Annotated in this window: 26 protein-coding genes and 1 other RNA gene; 14 read left to right on the top strand and 13 right to left on the bottom strand. The window is 71.8% G+C overall.

The annotated features are described in order from the left end of the window. Nucleotides 1–74 precede the first annotated feature (74 nt). From M8231_RS11655 to M8231_RS11645, 3 genes are all read right to left on the bottom strand, one after another. A complete protein-coding gene (locus tag M8231_RS11655; RefSeq protein ID WP_249749839.1) occupies nucleotides 75–530 on the bottom strand; it encodes an iron-sulfur cluster assembly scaffold protein in 456 nt (151 codons plus the stop codon). A 206-nt stretch (nucleotides 531–736) separates the two neighbouring features. Further along, entirely contained in the window at nucleotides 737–1,384 is a 648-nt protein-coding gene (locus tag M8231_RS11650; RefSeq protein WP_250201509.1) for an HAD-IA family hydrolase, read from the bottom strand. A 59-nt stretch (nucleotides 1,385–1,443) separates the two neighbouring features. Then, nucleotides 1,444–2,250 (bottom strand): tetratricopeptide repeat protein, encoded by an 807-nt coding sequence (locus tag M8231_RS11645; RefSeq protein WP_249749841.1) that lies wholly within the window; start codon nucleotides 2,248–2,250, stop codon nucleotides 1,444–1,446. A gap of 81 nt (nucleotides 2,251–2,331) precedes the next feature. Here M8231_RS11645 and M8231_RS11640 point away from each other — a divergent pair, with 81 nt between their 5' ends. Further along, complete coding sequence (locus tag M8231_RS11640) at nucleotides 2,332–3,717, top strand: leucyl aminopeptidase family protein (protein WP_250201508.1); 1,386 nt, start codon at nucleotides 2,332–2,334, stop codon at nucleotides 3,715–3,717. Here M8231_RS11640 and M8231_RS11635 read toward each other — a convergent pair. After that, nucleotides 3,705–4,190 (bottom strand): hypothetical protein, encoded by a 486-nt coding sequence (locus M8231_RS11635; protein WP_249749843.1) that lies wholly within the window; start codon nucleotides 4,188–4,190, stop codon nucleotides 3,705–3,707. The genes M8231_RS11640 and M8231_RS11635 overlap by 13 nt on opposite strands. 182 nt (nucleotides 4,191–4,372) lie before the next feature. On the opposite strand from M8231_RS11635, the gene M8231_RS11630 reads away from it, so the two are divergent. After that, nucleotides 4,373–5,164, top strand: coding sequence for a C40 family peptidase (locus M8231_RS11630; RefSeq protein ID WP_249749844.1), 792 nt, complete (start codon nucleotides 4,373–4,375; stop codon nucleotides 5,162–5,164). A 72-nt stretch (nucleotides 5,165–5,236) separates the two neighbouring features. Here M8231_RS11630 and M8231_RS11625 read toward each other — a convergent pair whose 3' ends face one another. Beyond that, nucleotides 5,237–5,956, bottom strand: coding sequence for a c-type cytochrome (locus tag M8231_RS11625; protein ID WP_250201507.1), 720 nt, complete (start codon nucleotides 5,954–5,956; stop codon nucleotides 5,237–5,239). Between the two features lie 133 nt (nucleotides 5,957–6,089). Here M8231_RS11625 and M8231_RS11620 point away from each other — a divergent pair, with 133 nt between their 5' ends. Further along, a complete protein-coding gene (locus M8231_RS11620; RefSeq protein ID WP_249749846.1) occupies nucleotides 6,090–6,812 on the top strand; it encodes a 3-deoxy-manno-octulosonate cytidylyltransferase in 723 nt (240 codons plus the stop codon). A gap of 147 nt (nucleotides 6,813–6,959) precedes the next feature. Here the strand turns inward: M8231_RS11620 and nudC are convergent, their stop codons facing one another. Then, nucleotides 6,960–7,877, bottom strand: coding sequence for an NAD(+) diphosphatase (gene nudC / locus M8231_RS11615; protein ID WP_250201506.1), 918 nt, complete (start codon nucleotides 7,875–7,877; stop codon nucleotides 6,960–6,962). 50 nt (nucleotides 7,878–7,927) lie between these two features. Here nudC and ffs point away from each other — a divergent pair. Continuing rightward, nucleotides 7,928–8,023, top strand: an RNA gene (gene ffs / locus M8231_RS11610) — signal recognition particle sRNA small type. Between the two features lie 11 nt (nucleotides 8,024–8,034). Here the strand turns inward: ffs and M8231_RS11605 are convergent. Further along, nucleotides 8,035–8,580: a lipocalin family protein gene (locus M8231_RS11605; RefSeq protein WP_250201505.1), complete on the bottom strand. Its 546-nt coding sequence runs from the start codon at nucleotides 8,578–8,580 to the stop codon at nucleotides 8,035–8,037. 136 nt (nucleotides 8,581–8,716) lie between these two features. Here M8231_RS11605 and M8231_RS11600 point away from each other — a divergent pair, with 136 nt between their 5' ends. The 4 genes from M8231_RS11600 to M8231_RS11585 all read left to right on the top strand — a co-directional run bounded on the left by M8231_RS11600 (nucleotide 8,717) and on the right by M8231_RS11585 (nucleotide 11,960). Next, nucleotides 8,717–9,649 carry an ABC transporter ATP-binding protein gene (locus M8231_RS11600; RefSeq protein WP_249749848.1) on the top strand — a complete coding sequence of 311 codons (933 nt, stop codon included), beginning with the start codon at nucleotides 8,717–8,719 and terminating at the stop codon, nucleotides 9,647–9,649. Then, the gene (locus M8231_RS11595) at nucleotides 9,646–10,413 is read left to right on the top strand and encodes an ABC transporter permease (RefSeq protein WP_249749849.1); all 768 of its coding nucleotides are present in this window, start codon (nucleotides 9,646–9,648) and stop codon (nucleotides 10,411–10,413) included. The genes M8231_RS11600 and M8231_RS11595 overlap by 4 nt, the downstream gene beginning before the upstream one ends. 40 nt (nucleotides 10,414–10,453) lie before the next feature. Further along, nucleotides 10,454–11,548 carry a hypothetical protein gene (locus tag M8231_RS11590; RefSeq protein ID WP_250201504.1) on the top strand — a complete coding sequence of 365 codons (1,095 nt, stop codon included), beginning with the start codon at nucleotides 10,454–10,456 and terminating at the stop codon, nucleotides 11,546–11,548. A 94-nt stretch (nucleotides 11,549–11,642) separates the two neighbouring features. After that, on the top strand, nucleotides 11,643–11,960 hold the full coding sequence (locus tag M8231_RS11585) for a CsbD family protein (protein ID WP_249749851.1): 318 nt from the start codon (nucleotides 11,643–11,645) through the stop codon (nucleotides 11,958–11,960). Nucleotides 11,961–12,005: 45 nt separating this feature from the next. Here M8231_RS11585 and thrC read toward each other — a convergent pair whose 3' ends face one another. Beyond that, a complete protein-coding gene (gene thrC, locus M8231_RS11580; protein WP_250201503.1) occupies nucleotides 12,006–13,397 on the bottom strand; it encodes a threonine synthase in 1,392 nt (463 codons plus the stop codon). A 161-nt stretch (nucleotides 13,398–13,558) separates the two neighbouring features. Here thrC and M8231_RS11575 point away from each other — a divergent pair, with 161 nt between their 5' ends. Beyond that, the gene (locus M8231_RS11575; protein WP_249749853.1) at nucleotides 13,559–14,518 is read left to right on the top strand and encodes a retropepsin-like aspartic protease; all 960 of its coding nucleotides are present in this window, start codon (nucleotides 13,559–13,561) and stop codon (nucleotides 14,516–14,518) included. On the opposite strand, the gene M8231_RS11570 is transcribed toward M8231_RS11575, so the two are convergent. Next, nucleotides 14,490–15,554, bottom strand: coding sequence for a winged helix-turn-helix domain-containing protein (locus M8231_RS11570; protein ID WP_250201502.1), 1,065 nt, complete (start codon nucleotides 15,552–15,554; stop codon nucleotides 14,490–14,492). The two genes, M8231_RS11575 and M8231_RS11570, sit on opposite strands and share 29 nt — an antisense overlap. Nucleotides 15,555–15,639: 85 nt before the next feature. Here M8231_RS11570 and M8231_RS11565 point away from each other — a divergent pair, with 85 nt between their 5' ends. Next, nucleotides 15,640–16,170, top strand: a complete 531-nt coding sequence (locus M8231_RS11565; protein ID WP_249749854.1) for a hypothetical protein — start codon at nucleotides 15,640–15,642, stop codon at nucleotides 16,168–16,170. Here M8231_RS11565 and ypfJ read toward each other — a convergent pair. Together ypfJ and M8231_RS11555 are read right to left on the bottom strand one after the other, a co-directional pair. After that, nucleotides 16,157–17,008 (bottom strand): KPN_02809 family neutral zinc metallopeptidase, encoded by an 852-nt coding sequence (gene ypfJ, locus M8231_RS11560; RefSeq protein ID WP_249749855.1) that lies wholly within the window; start codon nucleotides 17,006–17,008, stop codon nucleotides 16,157–16,159. The two genes, M8231_RS11565 and ypfJ, sit on opposite strands and share 14 nt — an antisense overlap. Before the next feature lie 60 nt (nucleotides 17,009–17,068). Next, nucleotides 17,069–17,458, bottom strand: coding sequence for a hypothetical protein (locus M8231_RS11555; RefSeq protein ID WP_249749856.1), 390 nt, complete (start codon nucleotides 17,456–17,458; stop codon nucleotides 17,069–17,071). Between the two features lie 105 nt (nucleotides 17,459–17,563). On the opposite strand from M8231_RS11555, the gene M8231_RS11550 reads away from it, so the two are divergent. Further along, nucleotides 17,564–18,157 (top strand): type 1 glutamine amidotransferase domain-containing protein, encoded by a 594-nt coding sequence (locus M8231_RS11550; RefSeq protein WP_249749857.1) that lies wholly within the window; start codon nucleotides 17,564–17,566, stop codon nucleotides 18,155–18,157. A gap of 40 nt (nucleotides 18,158–18,197) precedes the next feature. On the opposite strand, the gene M8231_RS11545 is transcribed toward M8231_RS11550, so the two are convergent. Further along, nucleotides 18,198–18,848, bottom strand: coding sequence for a class I SAM-dependent methyltransferase (locus M8231_RS11545; protein ID WP_249749858.1), 651 nt, complete (start codon nucleotides 18,846–18,848; stop codon nucleotides 18,198–18,200). 130 nt (nucleotides 18,849–18,978) lie between these two features. On the opposite strand from M8231_RS11545, the gene M8231_RS11540 reads away from it, so the two are divergent. Genes M8231_RS11540 through M8231_RS11530 form a run of 3 tightly spaced genes read left to right on the top strand, consistent with a single transcriptional unit; the run spans nucleotide 18,979 to nucleotide 20,547 of the window. Then, nucleotides 18,979–19,383 carry a hypothetical protein gene (locus tag M8231_RS11540; protein ID WP_249749859.1) on the top strand — a complete coding sequence of 135 codons (405 nt, stop codon included), beginning with the start codon at nucleotides 18,979–18,981 and terminating at the stop codon, nucleotides 19,381–19,383. Continuing rightward, nucleotides 19,380–19,577 (top strand): helix-turn-helix transcriptional regulator, encoded by a 198-nt coding sequence (locus tag M8231_RS11535; RefSeq protein ID WP_250201501.1) that lies wholly within the window; start codon nucleotides 19,380–19,382, stop codon nucleotides 19,575–19,577. Before M8231_RS11540 ends, M8231_RS11535 begins: the two co-directional genes overlap by 4 nt. A gap of 37 nt (nucleotides 19,578–19,614) precedes the next feature. Further along, complete coding sequence (locus M8231_RS11530) at nucleotides 19,615–20,547, top strand: alpha/beta fold hydrolase (protein WP_249749860.1); 933 nt, start codon at nucleotides 19,615–19,617, stop codon at nucleotides 20,545–20,547. On the opposite strand, the gene M8231_RS11525 is transcribed toward M8231_RS11530, so the two are convergent. Beyond that, a complete protein-coding gene (locus M8231_RS11525) occupies nucleotides 20,544–21,368 on the bottom strand; it encodes a DUF3298 and DUF4163 domain-containing protein (RefSeq protein ID WP_249749861.1) in 825 nt (274 codons plus the stop codon). The genes M8231_RS11530 and M8231_RS11525 overlap by 4 nt on opposite strands. Nucleotides 21,369–21,370: the final 2 nt, after the last annotated feature.

The raw sequence follows: 21,370 nt of genomic DNA, 5'->3' as shown, positions 1-21,370 counted from the left end.
TCCCTTCGCCGGGGGCCGTTGAGGTTCGTCGCGCTTATCCCCAATCCGAACGCGGGGATCAACCGGAACGGGCCTCAGGCCGCGCCGGCGAGGCGAGTTCGCGCGGTCTGCGCCGCCTCGACGGCCTCCAGGGCGGCCTCCAGGGCGACCAGGGTCGAGGCGTGGCGGGCCGGGTAGTCGGCGACCTGTTTCAACACACGCAGATCCTCGAACCGGCCGGTCGGACCCTCTCCGCCCGATTTCAGCATGACGATCATCGCGTCGCGCGCCTGACGAAGCTCGTCGGCCGTGGCGCCCAGGACGTGCTGGCCCAGCACGCCCGCCGCCGCCTGGCCAAGGGCGCAGGCTTTCACGTCCTGGGCGAAGTCGGCGATGCGCCCGTCGTCGTCCAGCACCACGTCCGCCGTCGCACGCGATCCGCACAGCTTGGCGGTCCGCTCTCCGGTGCCCTGCGGCGCCGCCAACCGCCCCGTGTGCGGCAGGTTCGCCGCCAGCATCAGGATGCGCGCGCTGTAGAGATCGTCGATCATGGGCGGAAGATAGGGGGGCGGGCGCCTGAGGGAAAGCCGTGCCGCACAGACCTTCCCCCGCTTGCGGGGGAAGTGTCAGCTCGTCGAGCGAAGCGAGACGGCTGACGATGGGGGAAGTTTACTCATCTTCAACAACACTTCCCTCTCCGACCCTGGTTCGGCTGCGCCGAACGACGGGCCACCTCTCCCGCAAGCAGGAGAGGGTCTCAGGAACCCAGCTCCAACGACCCGTCCGGCCGCACCTCCAGCCGTAGATCGCCATAGTCCGCCAGCGTCGGATGCGTCGTCTCCAGCGGGTGGGTCCAGGCGGCGGTGACGATCCGGACGTCGCAGCCGGCCGCCTCGCCCGCCGCGATTCCGGCCTCGGCGTCCTCGAACACCAGGCAGTCGGCGGCCGCGACGCCCAGGCGTTCGGCGGCCAGGCGATAGCCGGCCGGGTCCGGCTTGCCCCGCGCCACATCCTCGGCGGTGATCAGGACGGCGGGCGGCTCGACCCCGGCGGCCCGCATCCGCGCCGTGGCCAGCGGCACGGTGGCGGAGGTGACGACGGCCCAGCGATCGGGCGGCAGGCGGCGCACGAAGTCGATGGCGCCGGCGATGGGCGCGACCCCCTCCAGATCCTCGATCTCGCCGCGCTCGACCCAGGCGGCCTCGGCCTCCACGTCTATTCCCGGCAGGTTCTGGCGACGGATGGTGTCGGCGGCGCGCACGCCGTGGATGGTGGGCACGAAGGCGGCCGCGTCCAGGCCGTGGCGCGCCGCCCAGCGGGTCCAGACGCGCTCGGCCGCGACGGTGGAGGTGATCAGGGTGCCGTCCATGTCGAACAGGAAGGCGGCGTAGGAGGGGGAGGGCATGGCCCTATCCAGCACGGGGCCGGCAAGGGGGCAACCGCAGCCGACGCCCGCGCGGGACGTCAGCCGCCCTGCAGCGAGCTCCAGGTGCGGGCGGTCTCGGCGGTGCGGGCGGGCGATGCGGCGCGCTCGCTCAGCCACTGAAGATTCTTCTCGGCCAGTTCGGGCGGCAGTTCGCGGCGCAGGATCTGTTCGGCCTCGCCCATCTTGCCCTGCAGGCCCAGGACCATGGCCAGGTTCTGACGCACCTTGGGCGAGGCGCCGGCCTGGGCGGCGGCCCGGCGCAGCAGGGTCTCGGCGCCGGCCGCGTCGCCCTGCGTCATGGCGGCCATGGCGGCGTTGGTCAGGACATCGGGATTGTCGGGCGACAGGGTCAGGGCCTGGTTCCACGCGGCGCGGGCGTCGTCGAAGCGGCGCACCTGCTCATAGGCCACGCCCAGCACCGACCAGGCGCGCCAGTCGCGCGGCGCCTGGTCGCGCGCCTTCTCCAGCGGCGCGATGCCGTAGAAGGCCTGGCCGCGCGCCACATGGGCCCGGCCCAGCTCCAACAGGGCGTCGAGATTGTCGGGCTGGACGGTCAGGGTCGCCTCGGCGGCGGTCGCCGCCTGGTCGTAACGGCCCAGTTCGCGCAGCGCCTGGGCCAGCTTGACCCCCGCCACCGGGTCGGTCGGATCGTTCTCCTGCTCTCTGGCCCAGAAGACCGAGCGCGACAGGGCGTCCATCCGGTCGTAGGTGGCGCGCACCTCGGCCGAGGCGCGCACCGGCGCCGGCTGTCGGGCCTGGGCCGGGGCCGGGGCTTGGGCCTGGGCGGCCCCGGCGGCCAGGAACATCAGGGCGGCGGTTGCGACGGCGGCGGTCATGCGCGACATGGTCAGGTCCAGACGGTCCTCGGTAGGCGCTCAAGGTCGCCGGTTCGCGTCAACACCCGGTTAACCGTCGCGAGGTCCGCCATGTCCGCCCTTCATCCCCAACTGGTCGCCGCCGACGCGGGCCAGGGCGCCGTCCCGATCCGCTTCGCCGCTTCCGCCGAGGCTCTGGACCCGGCCGCGCGCCGCTGGGGAGAGACGAACGGTTTCGCCGGCAAGCCGGGCCAGCTTCTGGTCGTGCCGGACGCGCAGGGCGGGGTGGCCCAGGTCGTGGTCGGGACCGGGGGGGCGTTCGATCCGATGGTCGCGCGCGGTCTGTCGGCCCGGCTGCCCGGCGGCCTCTACCGGCTGGAGGCCGAGCCCGAGGCGGCGCGCCGCGCGGCCCTGGCCTTCCTTCTGGGGACCTACGTGTTCGACCGCTACAAGGCCCGGACCGACAGGACGCCGGTGCGGCTGGTCGCGCCCGAAGGGCTGGACCTGGCCGAGACGTCGCGCATCGCCGCCGCCTGCGCCCTGGCGCGCGAGATGGTCGACACCCCCGCCGCCGACATGGGGCCGCTGCAGATCGAGACCATCGCCCGCGAGATCGCCGAGGAGTCGGGCGCGACGATCGCGGTGACGACGGGCGACGCCCTGCTGGAGGCGAACTATCCGGCCGTTCACGCCGTGGGCCGCGCGGCCGCCCCGCACCGGGCGCCGCGACTGATCGAGATCGGCTGGAACCTGGACCGGACCGACCGCCCTCTGGTCGCCCTGGTCGGCAAGGGCGTGGTGTTCGACACCGGCGGCCTGGACCTGAAGCCGGCGGCCGGAATGCGCAACATGAAGAAGGACATGGGCGGTTCGGCCCACGCCCTGGCGCTGGGGCGGCTGGTCATGCAGGCCGATCTGCCGGTGCGCCTGGTGGTGATCGTGGCGGCGGTCGAGAACGCCGTTTCGGGCGACGCCTTCCGGCCGGGCGACATTCTGGGCACGCGCAAGGGCCTGACCGTCGAGGTCGGCAACACCGACGCCGAGGGACGCCTGATCCTGGCCGACGCCCTGACGCGCGCGGGCGAGCACGCGCCGGACCTGACGCTGGATTTCGCGACCCTGACGGGGGCCGCGCGGATCGCCCTGGGGCCGGAGCTGCCGCCGCTCTACACCGATGACGACGCCCTGGCCGAGGGCCTGTCGCAGGCCGGGAAGGCGGTGGGCGATCCGCTGTGGCGGATGCCGCTGTGGCCCGGCTACCGGCCGGCGCTTGAGGCCGAGATCGCCGACCTGCGCAACGACCCGGCCGGCTGGGCCCAGGCCGGATCCGTCACCGCCGCCCTGTTCCTGCAGAAGTTCGCGCCCGAGACCGGCGCCTGGGCGCACATGGACATCTTCGCCTGGAATCCGCGCGCCCGCCCGGGCTATCCGGAAGGCGGCGAGGCCCAGGCGCTTCGGGCCTGCTACGCCCTGCTGAAGGCGCGCTACGCCGGTTGAGGCCAGGCGAAGGCCGGCGTCGGCTCGACATCGTCGCGGCCGGGCCGGGGCGGGCGCGCCTTTCGCGGGCGTCGGGCGCGGGCCGTCGCGGCGGTCCCGATCCGGCGGGCGGCGTTCAGAACGGGGCGGATCACGGCGGCGGCCTGCCGGGCGACGGCGCGCCAGGCCGAGGCCGCCCTCAGCCCGACGATCAGGACCATCAGGTCGAGCACGACGGCGACGTCGAACATCATCGCCCAGGCGGTCAGTTCGGGCGCCGCCATCGAGAACAGGCGCAGCCCCTCCGCCTCGAACGCCAGCACCGCCGCCAGGCCCAGCAGGCCGACCAGGGCGACAGCCCCGATGTGACGGCGCGACAATCCGGCCAGCATTCGCGCCGGCGCGTCCACCAGCCAGCGCCTCAGCGCCCGTCCCGCAGCGCCCTGATCGACGACGGTCAGGCCGACCACGATCAGCAGGATGGACAGCAGCACGGTCGGGCTCCTCGGCGCGATGACAGGCGACCTTCGACATGGGCGGCCAGGGCCGGGAAGCAAGCGCCGAAGAGTCGTCAAGAACGCGGTTCGGTTGATTTTCCACGGAAAAGCGACGCCTGTTAACGGCCCATTCGCCTTGGGTCCCTAGGACTAGGGTCTCAATCGACGCGAGCCCACGTTTGACCGACGTCCTCGACCTGATCCCGCCCGGCGCGCTTCTGGCGCGTCCCGACCTCGCCGAACAGGCGCTGGAAGGGCTGGTGCGCGCCCAGGCCTATCGCGCGGTCGAACCCATGCATTGCCGCGTCGCCGTCGCCGACCTGTGGTCCGACGACGACGCCCGGATCGACCAGCTGCTGTTCGGTGAGGCCTTCGACGTGCTGGACCGCCGCGACGGGCGCGCCTGGGGCCGCGCGCGCCGCGACGGGGTGATCGGCTGGGTGGTGCTGGACAGCCTGGCCGCCGGCGCCCCGCTGCCCACGCGCCGGGTCGCCTCGGTCGACGCCGCCCTGCCGCTGAACGCCCTGGTGGCCGTGGACGCCGCCGGCGTGGCCGACGACGCGCTGGAACCCATCGGCGCCTTCGAGACCGACCCCGCCGCCGTGGCCGAGCGCCTGCTGGGCCGGCCGCACGCCCTGGGCGCCCGCTCGTCGATCGAGACCGATTGCGCGGGCCTGGTTCAGCAGGCGCTGCTGGCCTGCGGACGGCCGGGGCCGCGCCGGTCGCACGACCAGGCGGACCTGGGCCAAGCCGTGCAGGCCGCGAACGCCCGTCGCGGCGACATCGTGGTCTGGCTGGCGCCGCCGGGCGGCGCGCACGACTGGACCGGCCATTCGGCCCTGATGGTGGACGCGGAGCGCGTGATCCATTCCACCGGCGCGCGGGGCGGCGTGGTGATCGAGCCGCTGGCCGAGGTCGAGGCGCGGCTTGTCGCCGAAGGCTTCGCCCCCGCCCGTTTCCGCCGGGTCTGATTTCCCAGACATGAAAAAGGGCGGCTCGACGGAGCCGCCCTTCTCAATTCTTCCAGCCTGGTCCTGGCCGGATCAGTGGTTCGGCGGCGCCGCGCTGGTCGCGGCGGGCGGGGCCGCCGGGGTTTCCTGCGTCGTGGCCGGCGCGCCGACGGCCGGCGTCTCGCCGGTCGCCTCGGTGGCGGGCGCGCCTTCGGCGGCCGGGGCCTCGGCGCCCTCGGCGGGGGCGGCGGCGCCCGGTTGGCGCGCGGGGTCCGGCGCCGGGATGGCGAAGCCGCCGGAGCCTTGCGTCCGCAGCCAGGCGATCAGGTTGATGCGCGTCTGGGTGTCGCGGATGCCCGCGAACGACATCTTGGTGCCTGGGACGTAGCGGGCGGGGGCGGTGATGAATTCGTTGATCTGGTCGTAGCCCCAGGTCGGCGCCTCGGCCTTGTGCTTGGTCATGGCGTCCGAATAGGCGAAGCCCGGGCGGTGCTCGACCGGGCCGCCCACGACGCCCCACAGATTCGGACCGATCTTGTCGGCGCCGCCCTGGTGCGCGTCATGGCAGGCCTGGCAGCGCGCGAAGGCGGCCTCGCCGGCGGCCAGGTCGGCGGCGGGCAGGACCGTGCCCCAATCCGGCGGCAACTCGGCGGCCTCGCCGGCGGCCTCTTCCGGCGCATCGACGAAATAGCCCATCTTTTCAGGGGGCTCGGAGTGATAGACCGCCCCCGACACCTGCTGGACGACCAGGATGACGAAAGCCGTCCCCAGACCCGCGCCGAAAATCTTATTCCACTTCAGATCGCCGCTCATGCGCGTGGTCGCATCCCTCTCCGGAATCCGGGCCCCTGGCGTACACCCCCCGGACATAATCTTGCGTGGGCGTCTCTGGCACGGTAGCGCGGCCTTCGCAACCGGCCCGCACCTCTATGCGACAGGGAAGTCGATGAATCCTCTGATAATGATACCCGCTCGCATGGCGGCGACCCGCCTGCCGAACAAGCCGCTGGCCGACATCGGCGGGCTGCCGATGATCGTGCGCGCCTACCGCCAGGCCGAGGCCTCGGGCCTGCCGGTCGCGGTGGCGGCCGGCGACCCCGAGATCGTCGAGGCGATCGAGGCGATCGAGGGCCGCGCCATCCTGACCGACCCGAGCCTGCCCAGCGGCTCGGACCGCATCCGCGCGGCCGTCGACGCCATCGATCCGGAAGGCGACTTCGACGCCGTCATCAACGTCCAGGGCGACATGCCCTTCGCCGATCCGGGTCTGGCGACGGCCTGCGCGGCCATCCTGCACGGAGAGCCGGACTGCGACATCGCCACCCTGGTCGCGCCCGAACTGGACGCCTCGGACCGTGGCAACCCTGACGTGGTCAAGGCGGTGCTGGCCCTGGCCGAGGGCGAACGCCAGGGCCGCGCCCTCTATTTCACCCGCTCGACCCTGTACGGCGACGCGCCGATCTGGCGCCACATCGGCGTCTATGGCTATCGCCGCGCGGCGCTGAACCGCTTCTGCGCCGCGCCGCCCTCGCCCCTGGAGCGCCGCGAGAAGCTGGAGCAGCTGCGCGCGCTGGAGATGGGGATGCAGATCTGGGCCCGCGTGATCGACGCGGCCCCGCTGTCGGTGGACAATCCCGCCGACCTGGAGGCGGCGCGGGCGATGGCGTGAAGAATTCTCCCTCCCCTTCATGGGGAGGGACGGCGAGGCAAAGCCGAGCCCGGGTGGGGAAGTGTGAAGCGCGCTTCGCCCGTTCGAGCCCCACCCGGCTTCGCCTTCGGCTCAGCCACCCTCCCCATGAAGGGGAGGGAGAGTCGTTCACCCCTCCGCCCAGGCCTGGATCAGGCTGTGGGCGATGGCGAAGGGGAGGGGGGCGTGGATCGTCGGATGGGCGCCCGCCAGGACCGCGCGGGCCTCGGCGCGGGTCAGCCAGGCGACGGCCTCCAGCTCGGTCTGGTCGGGGCGGGCCTGGTCGTCCGACACCCGGGCGATCAGGCCGATCATCAGCTGGGACGGAAAGGGCCACGGCTGGCTGGAGTGGTAGCGGACGTCGACGACCGTCAGGCCGGCCTCTTCCTCCACCTCGCGGGCGCAGGCCTCCTCGATCGACTCGCCGGGTTCCAGGAAGCCGGCCAGGGCCGACATCCGTCCCTGGGGCCAGGCGGCCTGGCGGCCCAGCAGGCAGCGCGGCTCGTCGCCGCCCTCGAACACCGGCAGCATGATGACGACCGGATCGACGCGGGGGAAATGCTCGGTTGCGCAGGCCGGGCAGCGGCGCTTCCAGCCGCCGGCGGCGGTGTTCGTCATCGTGCCGCAGGCGGCGCAGAAGCCGTGGCGGCGACGCCAGTCGAACAGGCTCTTGGCCGCGCCCGCCATCGCCGCGTCGGCCGCGGGCAGCAGGGCGGCGGCGGCCCTCATCTCGTGAAAGGCGCCCAGGCCCCGCACCGGACCCTCGGCCGGGTCGAGGGAGCCCTCGAACTCCACCGCGAACACCGGGGCCTGCTTCCACAGGCCCAGGAACAGGTCGCGGTCTCGCACCATGTCGCGCGCGTGCTCCAGCGACACCCAGGCCAGGCGCGGTCCCTCGGGCGTCTCCTCGACCAGCGGCCGGCCTTCCCACAGGATCATGGCCTGCGCCTCGGGGTTCGCCTCCTGGGCTTCAAGCCATTCGGGATCGTTGCGAAGGTCCCCGGCGCGGTCCAGGGGATTGCCGGCGAAGGTGTTGCGGATGGCCATGGGCGACTTCTAGCGCTTGATTCCCAAGCCCGCACCCGCCATATCCCGTCTCGGAGATCGTGCGGGCGAAGGCTTCGCCAACCTGGTCAGGGCCGGAAGGCAGCAGCCACAACGAATTCCCCTTCGGGTCGTGCGGTCTCCACCCTTCCCCTCATCGTCATCGCGGCGGCTGCGCCGGAAACTCCAGCCGGGTGACGTCGTAGCCCAGGGCGCGGGCGCGTTCGGTCAGGGCGCGGACCTGCGCGTCGGTCGGGACCTCGCGGGTGTAGATGAACAGCCGATCGAAAGTCGGATCGGCCGAGATGAACCAGCTGTAGTCGTCGGCCCGGTCCAGGATCCAGTAGTCCCACGTCACCAAGCCGGCCAGATACCGGACGCGCAGCTTGGCGTTCACGCCCGGGTCCAGGATTTCGCCGCGGCCGCCGATGGCCTTTTCCCGACCCGACGGCGTGCCGACCTGGCAGGTGTCGCGCACGTCGATGCGGGTGTCGCTGACGGGGGTGTAGATCGAGGCGCCGGCCACGCAGCCGTCGGTCAGCCGGTCGGGCAGGCGGGCGACCTCGTGCCAGCGGCCAGACCACAGGCGCGATATCTCGACCGGCTTGGCCGGCTGCGGCGCGCGGTATTCCGAAGGGGAGGGGGCGGTGACGCAACCGCACAGCATTGCGGCGGCCGTCGCGGCGACGAAAATCCTGGCGGTCATGCGGTCTGTTCCGATCCTGGGATGACGCCCTGATACGTCGCAATGCGCGAACTGGACCAAGGCCCCCTTGAGACGGCGGAAAGGTGCGCCATATTGCCGCCATACGGGGCGCCGCCTCCGCAATTCGGGAGGCGTGATGCCGGTCATCGAAATCGAAGGCCTGACCAAGACCTACAAGTCGGGCCTGCAGGCGCTCAAGCGCGTCGACCTGAGCATCGCCAAGGGCGAGATCTTCGCCCTCTTGGGGCCCAACGGGGCGGGCAAGACCACCCTGATCTCGATCGTCTGCGGCATCGTCACGCCCACCACCGGCACGGTAACGGCCGACGGCCACGACATCCAGAGCGATTTCCGGGCCGCGCGCACCAAGATCGGCCTGGTGCCCCAGGAACTGACCACCGACGCCTTCGAGACGGTGCTGGCCACCGTCACCTTCAGCCGGGGCCTGTTCGGCAAGGCGCCGAACCCGGCCTTCATAGAGGGGGTGCTGAAGGACCTGTCGCTGTGGGACAAGCGCGACGCCAAGATCATGACTCTGTCGGGCGGGATGAAGCGCCGGGTGATGATCGCCAAGGCCCTGAGCCACGAGCCGGACATCCTGTTCCTGAACGAACCGACGGCGGGCGTGGACGTGGAACTGCGCCGCGACATGTGGGCGATGGTGCGTAAGCTTCGCGAGCGCGGCGTCACCATCATCCTGACCACCCACTATATCGAGGAGGCCGAGGAGATGGCCGACCGGGTGGGCGTGATCCTGAAGGGCGAACTGATCCTGGTCGAGGAGAAGACCGCCCTGATGAAGAAGCTGGGCAAGAAGACCCTGACCCTGAACCTGGTCGAGCCGCTGGACGCCGTGCCGGCCGACCTGTCCGACTGGGACCTGACGCTGAAGAACGAGGGCGGGGAGCTGGAATACAGCTTCGACGCCAACGCCGAGGACACCGGCGTGCCCGCCCTGATCCGTCGCCTTGAGGCGCTGAACATCGGCTTCAAGGACCTGAACACCCGCCAGAGCTCGCTGGAAGACATCTTCGTCAGCCTGGTTCACCGCAACGGAGCCGCCGCATGACCTTCAACGGATACGGCGTGTGGGCCATCTATCGCTTCGAGATGGCGCGGGCGCTGCGCACCATCTGGCAGAGCATCGTCACCCCGGTCATCACCACGGCGCTCTATTTCGTGGTCTTCGGCGGCGCCATCGGCAGCCGGATGCAGGAGGTCGGCGGCGTGCCCTACGGCGCCTTCATCGTGCCGGGCCTGATCATGCTCAGCCTGTTCACCCAGTCGATCTTCAACGCCAGCTTCGGCATCTACTTCCCCAAGTTCACCGGGACGATCTACGAGATCCTGTCCGCGCCGGTGTCGTCGCTGGAGATCGTTCTGGCCTACGTCGGGGCGGCGGCGACCAAGTCGGCGGTGCTGGGCCTGATCATCCTGGGCACGGCGGCCTTCTTCGTGCCGCTGCAGATCCTGCATCCAATATGGATGATGACCTTCCTGATCCTGATCTCGGTGACGTTCAGCCTGTTCGGCTTCATCATCGGGGTGTGGGCCGACGGCTTCGAGCAGCTGCAGATGATCCCGATGCTGATCGTCACGCCCCTGACCTTCCTGGGCGGCGCCTTCTATTCGATCGACATGCTGCCCGAGGGGTGGCGCACGGTGACGCTGTTCAATCCGGTGGTCTATCTGATCTCGGGCTTCCGCTGGGCCTTCTATGGCCAGGGCGACGTGGCGATCGGGATCAGCGTGGCGGCGACCCTGGCCTTCTTCGCCGTCTGCCTGGCCATCGTCATGTGGATGTTCAAGACGGGCTATCGCCTGAAAAACTGACCGTCACGAAACCGGCCAGATCGCGAGCCATTTCCCCCTGATGTCCGACGACAAGACGACCCCGACCCCCGCGCCCGGCGCCGCCCCGGCGAATGCGCCGACCGACCGCGAGGCGCCCTTCGCCCGCAAGGCCATCACCTGGGGGCGCATGCCCCAGACGACCTTCCACGTCGGGCCTGTGCCGGTCGCGCCCGATCCCCTGGCGCGGATCAAGGTTCCGCCCCGTCCGCAAGGCCAAGGACAGGCTCAGGGGCAGGCTCAGGGCCAGGCCCACGCCCGGCCGTCTCCGCGTCCGGCCCCCTCGGCGCCCAGCATCCTTTCGGGCTCGCTGATCCCCCAGGCGCGTCCGCAGCCGACGCCTCGCCTTGCGGATGCGGAAAGATCGAACGCGGGTCCCGCCCCCGCAGGCCCCCCGGCGGCCTCTCAGGCCGCCGCGCCTCAGGCCGATCTCACCGTCCGCCCCTTGCCGGGCGCCGAGGCCGAACGTCCCGCGCCCCAGGCTCAGGCCCAGGCCCAGTCCCAGGCCGCGCCACAGGCTGCGGCCGCGCCTCGCCCGCTTCCGCGCCCCGCGCAAGCGGCGACCGAGGCGGCGCCGGCGTCGGTCGTCGCAGCCTCTCCCCGTCCGGTCCCGGCCCGGGCCGCGACGCGCAAGGCCTCGCGCCTGCCGCTCTACGTCGGCGCCGGGGTCGCGGCGGTCCTGATGATCGGCGGCGGCCTGTGGTTCGCGCTGCGGCCCGACGCCGCCGCGCCGGTCTCGCCCGCCCCCGCCGTCGCCCCGTCCGACGCCGCTCCATCCGACGCCGCCCCGGTCGCTCAGGATCCGATCCCGCCGGCCCAGGGTGCGCCGCTGGCGGCGGCCCCGGGTCCCGCCGGGACCTCGGCGCCGGTCCAGGCGGCCTCTCGACCGGTCGAGGAGGCCGCCCCCCGCCGCGCCTCGACCCCCGTCGCTTCCCCGAACCCGGGGTCGTCCGCGCCGGTCGACGCCGCGCCGACCCCGGCCCAGGCCCCGCCGCCCCAGATCGAGACGGCGCCGCTTGTCGTGGTGACGCCGCCGGCGCCCGCGCCGACCGTCGCCCGGCCGAGCCAGACCGATCCGAACGCCCCGGTCGTCACCCGCCCTCAACCGCTGGACTGAGACCGCCGGTCGCGGGAACCGACGACGCCGGACCGCGCTTCCCTGTCAGGCGGCGCCGCGTGGCGGCGCTTCTCCCCGAGGAAGAGGTTTCGAGATGACCGATCAATACGCCGACGGCGCCGCATCGCAGGCGCAGGGCAAGGCGCAAAAGGGTCTGGGCAAGCTGGTCGGCGACCAGAAGCTCCAGGTCGAAGGCGCTTACAACGACGCCAAGGGCAAGTCGCTGGAGCAGTTCGGCAAGGCCATGGACGCCGTCGACCGCCTGGTCGAAAAGGCGCCGGCCGACTATCGCCCCAAGGCGCGCGAGGTGGCCGCCGCCGCCCGCAAGAAGCCCCTGCTGACGACCCTGTCGGTCGCGGGCGTGGGCCTGCTGCTGGCCGGCCTGGCCTCGCGCGGAATGCGTCGCCGCTGATCCGCGCGACGGTCGTCCCGCCCCGGCGGGGGCGGGCGCCACCGCCTAGGTTCGCGCCGTGAAGGCGGTCACCGCCGCCAGGGCGGCTTCCATCGTCGCCTCCACCGTCGTCATCCGCTCGGCCTGGTCGCCCAGGGCGGCGATCACCGGCGCGGGCTCCGGCGGGAAACCCAGCACGTCGCCCACGAAGTCGCCGAACTTTGACGGATGCGCGGTCGACAGCGCCACGACCGGCCCCTTGCTCCGGTCCTGGCGGCGGGCCGCGGCCAGGGCGACGGCCGTGTGCGGGCAGACCACCCGCCCCCATTCCGCGTGGGCGCGCGCGATCTCGGCCCGGGTCTCGGTCTCGTCGATGGAGACGGCCGAGACCGCCGCGCGAAGCGCCGCCAGCAGATCGGGCTCGAACGCCACGGCCCCGTCCCGGGCGAAGGTCTCGAACACCGACCGGGTGCGCGCGGCGTCGCGGCCGGCCGCCTCGAACACCAGCCGTTCGAAGTTGGACGGGGCCTGGACGTCCATCGACACGCTGGCGCTCTCCACCGCCGGGCGGCGCGAATAGAGGCCGTCGTTGACGGCGCGGGCCAGGGCGTCGTTCTGGTTCACGGCGGCGACGAAGCCGTGGGCCGCCAGCCCCATCCGGGTCGCCGCCATGCCGGCGAAGGCGTCGCCGAAATTGCCCGTCGGCACCACGAAGGTCGCCGGCCCGCCCAGTTGCGCCGTGGCCGAGACATAATAGGCAATCTGGCCGGCCAGCCGCGCCCAGTTGATCGAATTGACCGACGACAACCGCCCGCGCTCGCGCAGGGCCTCCTGGGCCAGCAGACCCTTCACCAGGCGCTGGCAGTCGTCGAAGTCGCCGCGCACGGCCAGGTTCAGCACATTGTCGGCCTGGACCGTGGTCATCTGCCGGCGTTGGATAGGCGAGACGCGGCCCAGCGGATGCAGCACCACCAGGTCCACCGACCGGGCCCCGGCGAAGGCCCGCACCGCCGCCGCCCCCGTGTCGCCCGAGGTCGCCGTCAGGATCGTCAGCCGCTCGCCGGAGGCGGCCAGGGCCTCGTCCGTCAGCGCCGCGACCAGCTGCATGGCCAGGTCCTTGAACGCCGCCGTCGGCCCGTGAAACAGCTCCAGCACGAAAAGGCCGGGCTCCAGTTCCACCAGGGGCGTCACCGCTGGGTGGTCGAACCCGGCCGTCAGCCGGTCCAGCGCGCGATCCAGCGCGCCGGCGGGCAGGGCGTCCCCGATGAACGGGGACACGGCCTCCAGCGCCAGGGTCTTGTAGTCGGTGGTGCGCATCGCCTGCGGCGACAGGGCGGGCCAGGCGCACGGCATATACAGCCCGCCGTCGGGCGCGATGCCGCGCAGCAGGGCGTCGGAGAAGTCGGTCTCGGGGGCCTGGCCCCGGGTCGAGACATAGCGGGCGCTGGAGGTGCTCATGCGGGGTTCGTAGCCATGACGGCGCCGGCCGTCATCCCGTTTCTGGATGATTTTTTCATGATCCCCGCCCAAGGGCGCCGCCGGGCGCACGGATGTTGCGGCGTCGGGTTGCGACCTCGACGGCTCTGGCGATCCGATCGGGGACGGTCCATGTCAGAGACATGAGACGTCGTGACCTTCTGATCCGCCTGGGCCTGGTCGGAGCCGCCGCCGGCGGGGCCTGGTGGTTCCGCGACTATGTGCTGTGGCGCGAGCCGGAGATCGTCCTGCCCGGCGCGGGCGACACCGGCTGGCTGCCCTACGCCGAGCCGCGCGCCACGACCCCGACCGTGGCCGCGACGGTGAACGGGACGCCCGTCCGCGCCCTGATCGATTCGGGCGCGCAGTATTCGGTCATCGACCGGTCGCTGTTCCAGACGCTGGGCCTGACCGACGTGTTCCGCCTGCCGATGGTGGCCTATGGCGTCGGCGGCGACGCCCAGGTCGGGCGCGGCGTGACGCTGGACGTCGCTGTCGGCGGACTGAGGCTGGAGGGGCTGCGCGCGGCGATCCTGGGCCTGGGGCCGCTGGCGGGGCCGCAGGGCCTGGCCGCGCCGCTGATCCTGGGTCAGGACGTGCTGCGCCACCTGGTGCTGGATCTGGACGCGCCGGAGCGGCGGCTTCGGTTCTCGGCGCGCGACGGCTGGACCCCGCCGGCCGAGGTGCGGCCCATCGCCGTCACCCGCAACGGCCGCGCCCTGCAGGCCGCGATCACGGTGGAGGGGGCGGAGGTGCAGGCGGTGGTCGACACCGGCGCCTCGGCGGTCCTGGCCGTCACGCGCGAGACCGCCCGCGCCGTCGGCCTGCTGGACGGCCGCGACAGCCGCCCCGGCCAGAGCATCGTCCTGGGCGGCGTGGTCCGCGCCGACACGGTGGTGGCGCGGACCCTGACCATCGGCGACGATCTGCACCGCGACGCCGAGGTGGCGATCTACGACGACGTCGCCGTGCCCGGCTTTCCCAAGGCCCTGATCGGCATGGAGGCCTTCGCCGGACGCCGCCTGGCCCTGGACCTGGGCGGACCCCGCCTGTTCGCCTCGCGCGCCCTGGACATCACCGTGGGCGGGCCGGAAGGGCGCTGAGCGGCGCCCCCTCGCGCGAGATGATCAGGGCCGTGGCGATGCAGGCGCCGAACAGAAAACCCTCGGCCGCGCTCGTCGCCAGACGGCTGGCCAGGCCGAAGCCGTTCTCGCCTAGCCAGCCGCCGATCCGGTCTAGTCGCAGGGTGGAGGCGGGAAACTGCATCGCCAGCTCCGCCAGGCTGCCGCCCATCAGCCGGCCGCCGAGCGCGGTGATCAGCACGCCCGCGAGCGCCGTCAGGACGCCCGAGCCCGCGATCCGCAGCGTCCGCGACCGGCCGCGGCGCACGATCAGGAGGGTCGAAAGGCCGATGGCCGCGCCGAGCAGGGCGCCTTCGGGCGCGCCGGTGACGCCCTGGGGCGCACGGCCGAATAGCAGGTCGAAGGCGTCCAGCCCCACCAGCTCCACCACCGCGCCGATCAGCAAGCCGCCCGCCGCGCCGCCCAGCACCGTCAGCAAACCGCGATGACCGGGCAGCAGGGCTGCGGAGGCCACCCCGAAACAGACCGCGCTGCCGCCCAGGGCGCCGATCACCATCGTCAGCACGGCCATGACGATCAGCGCCGATACGCCGCCGCCTCCGGGCGCCGCGGTGACACCGTAGAATAACCCGCCGATAAGCCCCGCGAGCGCCCCTCCGATCAGGCCGGAGCGGCCGGTTCGCGTGACATCCTCGAGCGCCCAGCGCCGCAGCGGAGGCGGAACGCTGCCGGCCTCGGTCTCCCGAACGACCGGCGCGATGAAACGGTAGCCGTGCTTGGGTACGGTCTCGATGAAACGGGGACGCGCCGCGTCGTCGCCCAGCCGGCGGCGCAGGGTGGTGACGCACTGGGTCAGGGCTTCGTCGGTGACGGGCACGCCGCGCCAGACGTCCTCCAGAAAGCGATCCTTCGACACCAGCCGATCCTTCTCGCGCACCAGCAGGATCAGGGCGTCCAGATAGCGGGCGTTCAATTCCACAGGGGTTCCGTCCCGCGACAGGCGACGACCATCGGGGTCGAGCGTGAAATTCTCGAAGCGGAAGACCTCGCGCGACACTTTTCAGCGGTTCCTCAGGATTTGCTCATGCCGCTCAGCGGCGATCGGGCCATGCCGAAGCTCCCTCATGGATGGAGAGAAGGCAATGGAGAAGACCCTGAAACCCGGCGCGCTGCGCATGGCGGCGTGGGGCGGCGCGGCCCTGCTGTGGCTGGCGCCGCTCGTGGCGATGCAGTTCACGAATGAAGTGCGATGGAGCGTGTTCGACTTCGCCGTCTTCGGGGCCATGCTGGCGATCGCCGCGTCCCTGTTTGATCTGGCCACGCGGATGGGCGGCGATCTGGCGCGTCAGGCGGCCTTCGCCCTGACCATCGGCACGGGCTTTTTGATGACCTGGGCCAATCTGGCGGTGGGCTTGGTGGGCGGCGAGGACGATCCGGTCAACCTGATGTTCTGGACGCCGCTGGTCGTGGCCTTTATCGGCGGTGTCCTGGTTCAGTTCAGGCCGAAGCCGTTCAGCCTGGTGCTCGTCGTCACGGCGGCGGCGCAGATGGCGCCGGCGATTATTGCGGCGGTGATGGGCTGGGGCCTGGCGCTGGGACCGGCCGCCTTCTTCAGCCTGATGTGGCTGGGCGCGGCGGCGCTGTTCCGGATGGCCCCCGTCACGCCCCGCTGAAGGTGTCGCAGGCGGCGGGGTCGCCGGACTGGTAGCCGCGCTGCAGCCATTCGACCCGCTGGGCCGAGGAGCCGTGGGTGAAGCTTTCGGGCGAGACCCGGCGGCCGGCGCCGCTCTGCAGGGCGTCGTCGCCGATCGCCTGGGCGGTCTTCATGCCGGCCTCGAAGTCGCCGGGCTCCAGCGCCACCGCGCCGTTCGACGCGGCCGAGGCGTTGGCGGCCCAGACCCCGGCGTAGCAGTCGGCCTGCAGCTCCAGCGCCACCGAATACTGGTTGGCCTCGGCCTCGCCCCGCGCGCGCTGCTGGGCCTGGCGCACCTGGTCGGACGTGCCGGTCAGGGTCTGGACGTGGTGGCCGAACTCATGGGCGATGACATAGGCCTTGGCGAAGTCGGCGTCGGATCCGCCCAGCCGGTCCAGCTCCTGCCAGAAGCCCAGGTCCAGATAGACCGTCCGGTCCGTCGGGCAATAGAACGGGCCCATCGCCGCCTGGCCGTAGCCGCAGCCGGTCGGGGTGCCCTGTTCGTAGATGACGACCTTGGGCTGCTGATAGCCGCGCAGTTTCTGGGTCCAGACGTCGTTGATGTTGGTTCCGATCACATCGACGAAGCGGCCGGCCTGGTCCTCTGGCGTGCCGACCTGGCCCTGCTGCTCCTGCGAGCCGACGCCGCCCAGCGAACTGGCCAGCTGGGTGGTGGTCGACGGGTCGATGCCGAAAACCAGATAGCCGATGATGGCCAGGACGCCGACGCCGATCCCGCCTCCGGCGATGGCCCCGCCGCCCAGCCCGCGGCGATCCTCGATCCCGCCGCCGCCGGTTCTTCCGCCTTGCCACCGCATGTCCGCGCCTCCGTTTCACGCCAAGCTAGGCCGGAACGCGGAGGGAAGGGAAGGGATGCGTCAGTTCGGGCGATCCAGCCAGGCGTCGATCTGGCCCACGCCCTGGGCGGTGCGGGCGCGCCGTTCGGCGGCCCCTTCGCGCAGGGTCCGCTCCTGCTCGGCGGAATACAGCGGGCGCGCGGCGGCGGCCGGCGGGGCGGCGATCTGGCGCGCGGCCTCGATCCGCTGGCGTTCGATGCGGCTCTCCAGCGCCTGCTGGCGGGCCAGGGCCGCATTGGCCTGGGCCTGGTTGCGCAGCCGCTCGGTCTCGTAGCGATGCTGGTCCGCGATGGCCGCCGGCGCCCCGCCCGGATAGGCGGCGTAGGGCGGCTGGCTCTGACGCCAGGTCTGGGCCGCGGCCGGAGCGGCGGCGCAGACGATCAGGCCGGTCAGGATCAGGGCGGTCTTCATGAACCGCATATGGGCGCGACGCCCTTTTCCGCCAAGCGGGGCCGCAACCGCCGCCCGGCCCGCGGGTTCATCAGCCCTCACCCCCGAAACGATGGAGCAGATCCCATGGCCCAGTCCCTGTCCGGAAAGACCGTCGCCGTTCTGGCGACAGATGGCGTCGAACTTGTCGAACTCACCCAGCCGGTCAAGGCGCTCAAGGACGCCGGCGCCGTGGTGGAGATCGTCTCGCTGAAGGCCGGCGACTTCCAGGGCTTCAACCACCTGACCCCGGGCGACAAGGTCACGGCCGACAAGGCGGTGGCCGGGGTCGACGCCTCGGCCTATTCGGCGCTGATGCTGCCGGGCGGCGTGGCCAATCCCGACCAGCTGCGGGCGAACGAGGATGCGGTGAAGTTCGTGCGCGCCTTCTTCGACGCCGGCAAGCCGGTCGCCGCCATCTGTCATGCGCCCTGGCTGCTGATCGAGGCCGGCGTGGTCGAGGGGCGCACCTTGACGGGCTATCCCAGCATCCGCACCGACCTGCGCAACGCCGGCGCGACCGTGGTGGACGAGGAAGTGGTCGTCGACGACGGCCTGGTCACCAGCCGCAATCCCGACGACATCCCCGCCTTCAACGCCAAGATGGTCGAGGAATTCGCCGAGGGCCGTCATCGCGGCCAGGCCGAAAAGACCGACCAGGCCCGTCCCGCGACGCACTGACGTCATGATCGCCTGGAGCCCGACCTGAACGGGTCGGGCTCTAGGGCATGGCCCAGACGGAGGATCGCTTGATTTCCTGGTCCTCCAGCTCCCGCGTCGTGGGCACCCGGTATTCCGCCAGGAACTCCAGCCCCTGGCGCGGGAAATAGGTGCGGCCGGGGTCGCCGATCAGAACCCGCACGCCTCGGCCGCGCGCCTGGCCCAGCCAGGCCAGGACCGCCTCGGTCATCGGCTTTTCATAGCAGATGTCGCCGGCGCAGATGACGTCGACGTCGGGCGGCGGCGCCGAGAGCAGGTCGCGACCCGCGAACCGCAGCGAGACCCCGTTCGCGCCGGCGTTGACCGCGACGGCGGCCTCGCAGAAGGGATCGATGTCGGCGCACAGGCACGACGCCGCGCCCGCCTTCATCGCCGCCACCCCGACCAGACCCGAGCCGGCGGCGAAGTCCAGCACGCGCTTGCCCGCGACTTCTTGCGGATGATCCAGCAGCCAGCGCGCCAGCGCCTGGCCGCCGGCCCAGGCGAAGGCCCAGAACGGCGGCGGCAGACCGATCTCGCCCAGCTCCTCCTCCGTCAGCCTCCAGATGGGCGTGATCTCGTCCGCCAGCCACAGCGCGATTTCCGGCGCGTGAGGCACGGTCTGAAGGCGGGTGTTCTCGCGGATGAAGGCGGCGGGATCGGCGATGGCCATGCGCCCCTTTAGGGCCTCGCGCCCCTCCGGTGAAGCAGCGAGAATCGATGTGCGGATGACCTGACAAAAAGTCAGGTTGACATGACATCACGAGGATGTAAGGTAGGCCTTACAAAGAGGGAGCGGCCCGATGCGGATCGACAAAATTTGGGGAGGTGACGCAGATGCCCGATATGGGTTTGGCACCTTCGCCTCCATGACAGTTTATGGCCTGGCCATTGCCGGCGTCAGCGTCGGCGTGAATTACGGTTGGCTGAAAGGGTGGATGCTGTATGTCGCTGCGCTCGTGCCTGGGCTGGCGATCGCCGCCCAACTTGGCTTCACCCTGGATTTCTTTCGTCGAGCAGACGAATTCGTCCGCGCCGTAATGGCCAAACGCTTCATTGTCGCCGCCTGCCTGACCTTCGCCGTATGGTCGGTATGGGGCTTCTTGGAGACATTCGGCGGCGCCTATCATCTGCCTGGGTGGCTGGCGTATGCGACGATGTGGTTCTTCTTCGGGATCGCATCCGCCTTCATACGGTCAAGCCGATGAAGAACCGCCTCAAGCTGCTGCGGGTCGAGCGCGGCTGGACCCAGGAACAGCTGGGTCAGGCGCTGGGGGTGTCGCGCCAAGCGGTGATCGCCCTGGAGACCGAGCGGCACGACCCCTCGCTGGACCTGGCCTATCGCATCGCCGCCACCTTCGATCGGCCGGTCGAAGAGATATTCGAGAACCCGCACGCCTGAGCGCGGGCGGTCCCCCTTTCAACCCAGGAGACATCCGATGTTCAACGCCTTCTTCAAGGCGCGCCCGCGCCTGCGCGCCGTCCTGTTCGGCCTGGCGATCTGCGCCCCGTCGCTGGCGGTCGGCGTCGGCGCCGCCCTGGCCCAGGACGCCGCTCCGGCCGCCGCCTTCGTCTCGGACCGATTGTCGGTCGAGGTCGAGGGTCAGGGCCCCGACGTGATCCTGATCCCCGGCTTCGGCTCTTCGCGCGAGGTGTGGCGGGCGACCGCCGATCGGCTGAAGGCGACCCACCGCGTCCATCGGGTCCAGCTGGCGGGCTTCGCCGGCGAGCCTTGGCGCCACGGCGACGGGCCGTTCGTCCAGCCCGTCGTCGACGACCTGGACCGCTATGTCCGTGAACGGGGCCTGTCGCGTCCCGCCGTGGTCGGCCATTCGATGGGCGCCCTGATCGGGCTGATCCTGGCGCAACAGCATCCCGACGCGGTCGGACGGCTGATGAGCGTGGACAGCCTGCCGTTCTTCTCCGCCCTGTTCGGCCCGCAGGTGACGGCCCAGAGCGCGGCGCCCTTCGCGGATCAGGCGGGGGCCGCCATCCTGGAGACGTCCGACGACGACTTCCGCGCCGCCCAGGCGGCGTCCGCCGCCGGCTTCAGCCGCGACCCGGCGACGCAGGCGCAGATCGTGGCGTGGAGCCTGGCGGGCGACCGCCGGGCGATGGCGACGGCCATCCGCGAGGTGATGACTACCGATGCGCGCCCGGGCCTTGCGGCCATGACCACGCCGGTGACGGCGCTCTACGCCGCGGACGCCGACGGCGGCGCGCCGGCCGCCCTGGCCGATGCGACATGGAGCCGGGAATACGCCGCCCTGCCGGGGGTGGAGTTGGTCCGCATCGACGGCAGCCGCCACTTCATCATGGCCGACCAGCCCCAGCGGTTCGCCGAGGCGCTGGACGCCTTCCTGGCCGACTAGCCGTTCCGGGGCGTCACGTCCCCGGCCTTGACGGGCGCGCCGCCGAACTGGTCGGCGTAGGCGGGGTTCAGCAGGGCGCGGAAGGCGTCCTGCGGCACCGTCACCCAGTAGTAGCCGTCCGAATAGGGGCCGATCTGATAGGCGCCGATCAGGAAGGTCACGCCGCCTGCCTGCCCGGGCGCTTGGCCCGGCGCCAGGACGAAGGGCGTGGCCACGGCCTTGGGGCAGGTCCACATCTTGCCGTCCTGGGTCGCGCGCTCGGACCCCGGCGAGCGGGCCTGCTTGGCCGCGTTGGCGGCGTCGCACAGGGCCTTGTCCAGCACCGACAGGTCGGCGCCGGGACGGAACAGGTCGGCGAAGCCCAGCCGCTTCTTCTGCGTCTTGTCCCACAGCACGGCCGAGAAGCTGGTGTTGGGGTGGGCGCCGCCGGTGTATTCGAAATCGGTGCGCGACAGGCTGAACAGCCGCGCCGTCTCGCCCCCCGGCGCATAGGCGATCGACTTCTCGTACGGGTTGGGGCCGCCGCCGGCCTCGGTCAGGTCGGCCTGGGCGCCTTCCTCGAACTGCTTCAGGTCGCGCACCGCCGCCGCATAGATGGGGGCGTGCAGGTCAGGCTGTCCCTTGACCGCCGCCGGCAGGGTCAGCTTGACGCTGGCGTACTGGGTCTTGTCGTCGAAGGCCATCGGCGCGCCGGCGGCCGCCGGGGTCGTGGCGGCGGCCGGCGCGGGCGGGGCGTCGGCCTTGTCCTCGCGTCGCTGGCAGGCGGCCAGGCTCGCCGCCACGGCTGCGGTCAGGATCAGGGTGCGGACGGGGAGGGTCATGC

It is taken from the genome of Brevundimonas albigilva (genome assembly GCF_023573565.1).
Classification (GTDB): domain Bacteria; phylum Pseudomonadota; class Alphaproteobacteria; order Caulobacterales; family Caulobacteraceae; genus Brevundimonas; species Brevundimonas albigilva.
The sequence above is the reverse complement of the archived record's forward strand: the minus strand, read 5'-3'. Positions and strand labels throughout refer to the sequence as shown.

Coding starts and splice junctions, on each gene's coding strand:
- M8231_RS11590 (WP_250201504.1), top strand. CDS start 10,454: ATGTCCGACGACAAGACGACCCCGACCCCCGCGCCCGGCGCCGCCCCG.
- M8231_RS11540 (WP_249749859.1), top strand. CDS start 18,979: ATGCGGATCGACAAAATTTGGGGAGGTGACGCAGATGCCCGATATGGG.
- M8231_RS11625 (WP_250201507.1), bottom strand. CDS start 5,956: ATGAGCGGCGATCTGAAGTGGAATAAGATTTTCGGCGCGGGTCTGGGG.
- M8231_RS11535 (WP_250201501.1), top strand. CDS start 19,380: ATGAAGAACCGCCTCAAGCTGCTGCGGGTCGAGCGCGGCTGGACCCAG.
- M8231_RS11645 (WP_249749841.1), bottom strand. CDS start 2,250: ATGTCGCGCATGACCGCCGCCGTCGCAACCGCCGCCCTGATGTTCCTG.
- M8231_RS11640 (WP_250201508.1), top strand. CDS start 2,332: ATGTCCGCCCTTCATCCCCAACTGGTCGCCGCCGACGCGGGCCAGGGC.
- M8231_RS11530 (WP_249749860.1), top strand. CDS start 19,615: ATGTTCAACGCCTTCTTCAAGGCGCGCCCGCGCCTGCGCGCCGTCCTG.
- M8231_RS11655 (WP_249749839.1), bottom strand. CDS start 530: ATGATCGACGATCTCTACAGCGCGCGCATCCTGATGCTGGCGGCGAAC.
- nudC (WP_250201506.1), bottom strand. CDS start 7,877: ATGGCCATCCGCAACACCTTCGCCGGCAATCCCCTGGACCGCGCCGGG.
- M8231_RS11555 (WP_249749856.1), bottom strand. CDS start 17,458: ATGAAGACCGCCCTGATCCTGACCGGCCTGATCGTCTGCGCCGCCGCT.
- thrC (WP_250201503.1), bottom strand. CDS start 13,397: ATGAGCACCTCCAGCGCCCGCTATGTCTCGACCCGGGGCCAGGCCCCC.
- M8231_RS11600 (WP_249749848.1), top strand. CDS start 8,717: ATGCCGGTCATCGAAATCGAAGGCCTGACCAAGACCTACAAGTCGGGC.
- M8231_RS11545 (WP_249749858.1), bottom strand. CDS start 18,848: ATGGCCATCGCCGATCCCGCCGCCTTCATCCGCGAGAACACCCGCCTT.
- M8231_RS11620 (WP_249749846.1), top strand. CDS start 6,090: ATGAATCCTCTGATAATGATACCCGCTCGCATGGCGGCGACCCGCCTG.
- ypfJ (WP_249749855.1), bottom strand. CDS start 17,008: ATGCGGTGGCAAGGCGGAAGAACCGGCGGCGGCGGGATCGAGGATCGC.
- M8231_RS11550 (WP_249749857.1), top strand. CDS start 17,564: ATGGCCCAGTCCCTGTCCGGAAAGACCGTCGCCGTTCTGGCGACAGAT.
- M8231_RS11575 (WP_249749853.1), top strand. CDS start 13,559: ATGAGACGTCGTGACCTTCTGATCCGCCTGGGCCTGGTCGGAGCCGCC.
- M8231_RS11605 (WP_250201505.1), bottom strand. CDS start 8,580: ATGACCGCCAGGATTTTCGTCGCCGCGACGGCCGCCGCAATGCTGTGC.
- M8231_RS11650 (WP_250201509.1), bottom strand. CDS start 1,384: ATGCCCTCCCCCTCCTACGCCGCCTTCCTGTTCGACATGGACGGCACC.
- M8231_RS11585 (WP_249749851.1), top strand. CDS start 11,643: ATGACCGATCAATACGCCGACGGCGCCGCATCGCAGGCGCAGGGCAAG.
- M8231_RS11595 (WP_249749849.1), top strand. CDS start 9,646: ATGACCTTCAACGGATACGGCGTGTGGGCCATCTATCGCTTCGAGATG.
- M8231_RS11525 (WP_249749861.1), bottom strand. CDS start 21,368: ATGACCCTCCCCGTCCGCACCCTGATCCTGACCGCAGCCGTGGCGGCG.
- M8231_RS11565 (WP_249749854.1), top strand. CDS start 15,640: ATGGAGAAGACCCTGAAACCCGGCGCGCTGCGCATGGCGGCGTGGGGC.